5 protein-coding genes are annotated in these 4,650 nt (G+C 75.8%); 4 read left to right on the forward strand and 1 reads right to left on the reverse strand.

The window, feature by feature from the left end:
• Positions 1-147: 147 nt before the first annotated feature.
• Entirely contained in the window at positions 148-765 is a 618-nt protein-coding gene (locus ACWC9R_RS36875; protein ID WP_450738231.1) for a hypothetical protein, read from the forward strand.
• A 66-nt stretch (positions 766-831) separates the two neighbouring features.
• Entirely contained in the window at positions 832-1,335 is a 504-nt protein-coding gene (locus ACWC9R_RS36880; RefSeq protein ID WP_450738233.1) for an NUDIX hydrolase, read from the forward strand.
• 33 nt (positions 1,336-1,368) lie between these two features.
• On the opposite strand, the gene ACWC9R_RS36885 is transcribed toward ACWC9R_RS36880, so the two are convergent.
• Positions 1,369-1,908, reverse strand: a complete 540-nt coding sequence (locus tag ACWC9R_RS36885; RefSeq protein ID WP_450738235.1) for a hypothetical protein — start codon at positions 1,906-1,908, stop codon at positions 1,369-1,371.
• Between the two features lie 243 nt (positions 1,909-2,151).
• Between ACWC9R_RS36885 and ACWC9R_RS36890 the strand changes: the two genes are divergently transcribed.
• Both ACWC9R_RS36890 and ACWC9R_RS36895 read left to right on the forward strand, forming a co-directional pair.
• Positions 2,152-2,946 carry a 3-hydroxybutyrate dehydrogenase gene (locus ACWC9R_RS36890; protein WP_450738237.1) on the forward strand — a complete coding sequence of 265 codons (795 nt, stop codon included), beginning with the start codon at positions 2,152-2,154 and terminating at the stop codon, positions 2,944-2,946.
• Between the two features lie 69 nt (positions 2,947-3,015).
• Positions 3,016-4,650: GAF domain-containing protein (locus tag ACWC9R_RS36895; RefSeq protein WP_450738239.1), on the forward strand; the 1,635-nt coding region annotated here is incomplete at its 3' end.

Genomic DNA, 4,650 nt, shown 5'->3' on the forward strand with positions numbered 1-4,650 from the left:
CGCCACGATGGTGCGCGCCGAACCCGCCGCGAACAGCCCCCGCGCCAGCAGCTCGACACCCAGGCCGTCGCGGGTCCCGCAACCCGGGGCGGAACGAGGCCGTCCGGCGCACTGCCATGGGGTGCGAAGACGCGTACGCTGCGTTCCATGAGGGACCACCCCCACGAGGGGGCAGCAGCCCCCGGCAACCACGGCAGTACCGACGGCGCCGACAGTGGAGCGCGCCCTGTCGGCGGCTCCCATGCCGAGATCCCCGAGGTCTGGCACGGCAGCGCCACCAACCGCATCCAGTGGCTGCTGGCCGCGATCGGCGCGGCGTGTCTGGCGCTGGGCATCCTGCTCGCCGTCGAGAGCAACTGGACCTCGGGCCGCGCGCCCCTGGTGATGTCGGTGGTCGGCTGTGTCGCGGCCGGTCTGCTGGTGCTCTTCGGCACGCTCGCCTTCGTCCATGTCGCGGTACGTGTCGACAAGGAGTGCATGGAGGTGCGGTGCGGCCACATAGGGGTGCCGCGCCGCCGCATTCCGCTCGACACCGTCGTCGGCGCCGACTTCACCCCCCAGGTCACCCCCCGCCACTGGGGCGGCTGGGGCTACCGCTGGCGCCCCGAGCAGGGCACGGCCGTGGTCGTCCGCCGGGGCGAGGGCGTGGTGCTCCGGCTGGGCGACGGGATGACCTTCACCGTCACCGTCGACGACGCCGAGGGCGCCGTCCGGGCCATCCGGGGCCGGCTCCGGCCGCGCGAGGGAAGCCCGGCGGGCACCTGAGCGTCGCGCCGCCGGGGGCGCTCGCGGGCGCCCGCCGGCCCGGGGACGTCCCGTAGGGTCGGGACCATGGCTACCCCCGACTTCATTCGTGATCTCCGGAACTCCATCGGCCGGCAGCTGCTCTGGCTGCCCGGGGTGAGCGCGGTCGTCTTCGACGACGAGGGCCGTGTCCTGCTGGGCAAGCGGGCCGACACCGGTGGCTGGTCGGTGATCGGGGGCATCCCCGAGCCCGGCGAGCAGCCCGCCGAGACCGCGGTGCGGGAGGTCTACGAGGAGACCGCCGTGCGGGTCGTCCCCGAGGGCGTCGTCCTCGTCGAGACCATGCCGCCCACCCACTACCCCAACGGCGACATCTGCCAGTTCATGGACGTGACGCTGCGCTGCCGGGCGGTCGGCGGGGCGGCGCGGGTCAACGACGACGAGTCGCTGGAGGTCGGCTGGTTCGCCGTGGACGCCCTGCCGGAGCTGAAGGAGTACGCCCTGACCCGGATCAAGCGGGCGCTGGAGGCCGGGCCGACGTGGTTCCACGGGATCGAGCAGGAGGAGCCGGGCCGGCACCCCGAGGCCTGAACCCCCGGCGGACCGCTCCGGGAGACCGCCGGGCTACAGCTCCTCCGTCGACGGCTCGTCCAGCGGGTCCGAGGAGTCGTCGGGCAGCGGGGGCAGCTCGGACTCGTCCGGGGCGCCGGGCTCGTCGGAGGGGCCTGGGACCGTGTTGCCGCCGGGCGGCTCCTCGGTGTGCATCTCCCGCTTGTCCTTGCGGCAGGTCGTGATCCAGGTGCCGGTGGGGCCGCTCTCGTACCGGCAGAGCCAGCCCCGTACGGAGAGCGTGCCCCGGTCGTCCCGTGCCTCCCCGGGCGCCCGCGTGAAGAACTCGGACATCACCGAGCGGGCCTCCCCGCAGCCCACCGTGCCCCCGGCGCCGGGGTCGGCGAAGAGCGTGACGTCCCCTTCCGTGCCCAGCGCGTCGGGGAGTTCACCGCAGTTCACCGGCTGTCCGGGGACGGTGGGGGAGGCGGAGCCCGGCATCCGGCCCGTGGGGGAGGAGGTCGCGGCCGTGGTGTCCTGGCCGCCGTCCGCGCTCCCGCAGCCCGCGGCGGACAGTGCGAACAGCACCGTCGGCACGGCGATGAGCCTCCGCATGTCGGCCTCCCTGGTGGCGGCGGTGCGCAGACGGCACGCCGCGTCGTACGAGGCTAGGAGCCCGCGGGGCGCCGGGCGATCCGGGAGGGCCGATCGGGTGACGCGCACGGGGCCGGGCACCCGCCGCTCCCGGGCGCGGACCGGGCGTCGCCGCCTCCGGCAGGGGCGGCCGCCACATCCGGCCCCCGAAGTGTGGTGCCGCACCACATCGGTCCCCGGCCGGCCGCTGCCTAGGGTGCGGACATGACCGTGATCGGCACCCCAGGCCCGGTATCCCTCGACCTCGACGGCCGTACCGCCCTCGTCACCGGCGCGGCCGGCGGCATCGGACGCGCCTGCGCGCTGCGGCTGGCGGCGGCCGGTGCGACGGTGCGCGCGGTCGACCGGGACGCCGACGGCCTGGCCCGTCTCGTGGCGGACCACCCGAACGGCTCCCGGGGCCGGGTGGAACCGTGCCCGCTGGACCTGACCGACCTGGACGCCGCCGAGCGGGCCGCGGCCGGCACCGACCTGCTCGTCAACAACGCCGGCCTCCAGCTCGTCCGCCCCATCGAGGAGTTCCCGCCGGAGGTCTTCCATCAGGTCCTGACCGTGATGCTGGAGGCACCCTTCCGGCTGCTGCGGGGCGCGCTGCCCCATATGTACGCGCGGGGCTGGGGCCGCGTCATCAACATCTCCTCCGTGCACGGACTGCGGGCCTCCCCCTTCAAGTCCGCGTATGTCGCCGCCAAACACGGCCTGGAGGGGCTGTCCAAGACCGCGGCCCTGGAGGGCGCCGCGCACGGCGTCACCAGCAACTGCGTCAATCCCGGCTATGTCCGCACCCCGCTCGTCGAACGGCAGCTCGCCGACCAGGCCGCCGCCCACGGCATCCCCGAGGAGCGCGTGCTGGCCGACATCCTGCTCGCCGACTCCGCCCTCAAGCGGCTGCTCGAACCGGCGGAGGTCGCCGAGGCCGTGGCGTATCTGTGCACCCCGCAGGCGTCCTTCGTGACGGGCGCCTCGCTCACCCTGGACGGTGGCTGGACCGCGCACTGAGCGGCCCCGGCCCGTCCCCGGGCGCCGGAGGCCGGCGCACCGCGCGGACCCGGAGGTATCCCTGTGACCATGCCCACCGAACAGCCGGCGCCCGAGCCGAGCCCCGAGCCCGTGAACACCCCGCGCCCGGCACCCGTTCCGTACGGCCCGGAGGGCATCCCGGCCGGCGACCCCGCCCACGATCCGGCCGAGGCCCCCTTCCTCGGCCTGCTGGCCGCCGGCGCCCCGGCCGGGGAGTACGAGCGCCCGGTGCTGCGGGCCCGCGCCGAGGGCGCCTCCGCAGGCCGGCTCGCCGCCCTGGAGCGGGCCAAGCTCCGCGCGCTGCGGGTGCGCGCCGAACTGGAGGACCGCCGGCGCCGCGAGGCCGAACTGTCCGCGCTCCACGCCACCGCGCACGACCTGGCCGGGCTGCGCGACCTCGACGCGGTGCTGCGCGCGATCGTGCGCCGGGCCCGCTCCCTGCTGGGCACCGAGGTCGCCTACCTCACCCTGAACGACCCGTCCGCCGGCGACACCTATATGCGGGTCACCGACGGCTCGGTCTCGGCGCGGTTCCAGCAGCTGCGGCTCGGGATGGGCGAGGGCCTGGGCGGCCTGGTCGCGCAGACCGCCCGGCCGTACGTCACCGACAACTACTTCCACGACGAGCGGTTCCGGCACACCCACACCATCGACTCCGGCGTCCAGGACGAGGGGCTGGTGGCGATCCTCGGGGTGCCGCTGATGCTCGGCAGCGGGGTGATCGGGGTGCTCTTCGCCGCCGACCGGCGCGAGCGGGTCTTCGAGCACGGCCAGATCGCGCTGCTCGCCGCCCACGCGGCCCATGCCGCCGTCGCCCTCGACACCGCCAACCTCCTTGCCGAGACCCGTGAGACGCTCACCGAACTGGAGGCGGCCAACGAGATCATCCGCGACCGCAGCGCGGCCGTCGAGCGCGCCGCGGACGTCCATGACCGGCTGACCGAACTGGTGCTGCGCGGCGGCGGGGTCCAGGACGTCGCCGCGGCGGTGGCGGAAGTCCTGGACGGCGAGGTCGACTTCACCGAGCCCGCCGGGGCACCGGCCGGGGCGCTGGGCCGCTCGCGCGCCGACGGGCACGCCGTACGGGACGGAGCGGACTGGGTCGCGGCGGTCGGGGCGGGCGGTGAGGTCCTGGGTGCCCTCGTGCTGCGCGGACACCCGGCCCTGGACCCGGTCGACCAGCGGACCCTGGAGCGGGCCGCGATGGTCACCTCGCTGCTCCTGCTCGCCCGGCGGACCGCCGGTGAGGCCGAACAGCGGGTGCGCGGCGAGCTGTTGGACGACCTGCTGAACGCCGCGGACCGCGACCCCCGGCTGCTCCGGGAGCGGGCCGCCCGGGTCGGCGCCGACCTGGACGCGCCGCATGTCGTCCTGGCCGCCCGGCCCGACGCACCGCCGCCGGATGACGCAGGCTCCGAAGACACCGGCTCCCACGACGGCGGCTCCCACGGCGCGGACCGGCGCCGGCTGTGGTCGGCGGCCTCCCATCTCGCCGCCACCCGCCGGGGCCTGGCCGCCGTACGGGACGGCGGCGCCGTCCTGCTGCTGCCGCTCGGCCCCGACGGCGACCCGGCGCACGCCGCCCGGGATGATGGCCGAGAGTGGGACGCCCGAGCGCCGGCGCGGCCAAGCCTGGAGACCCTGTGGACGGCACCCTTTCCCTGGTTCTGCTCCTGGTGTTCC

This window comes from Streptomyces sp. NPDC001219, from assembly GCF_053597915.1.

Bases quoted from the DNA above. Each gene is read 5' to 3' on its own strand.
- ACWC9R_RS36875 (WP_450738231.1), top strand. From the start codon at position 148: ATGAGGGACCACCCCCACGAGGGGGCAGCAGCCCCCGGCAACCACGGC.
- ACWC9R_RS36880 (WP_450738233.1), top strand. From the start codon at position 832: ATGGCTACCCCCGACTTCATTCGTGATCTCCGGAACTCCATCGGCCGG.
- ACWC9R_RS36885 (WP_450738235.1), bottom strand. From the start codon at position 1,908: ATGCGGAGGCTCATCGCCGTGCCGACGGTGCTGTTCGCACTGTCCGCC.
- ACWC9R_RS36890 (WP_450738237.1), top strand. From the start codon at position 2,152: ATGACCGTGATCGGCACCCCAGGCCCGGTATCCCTCGACCTCGACGGC.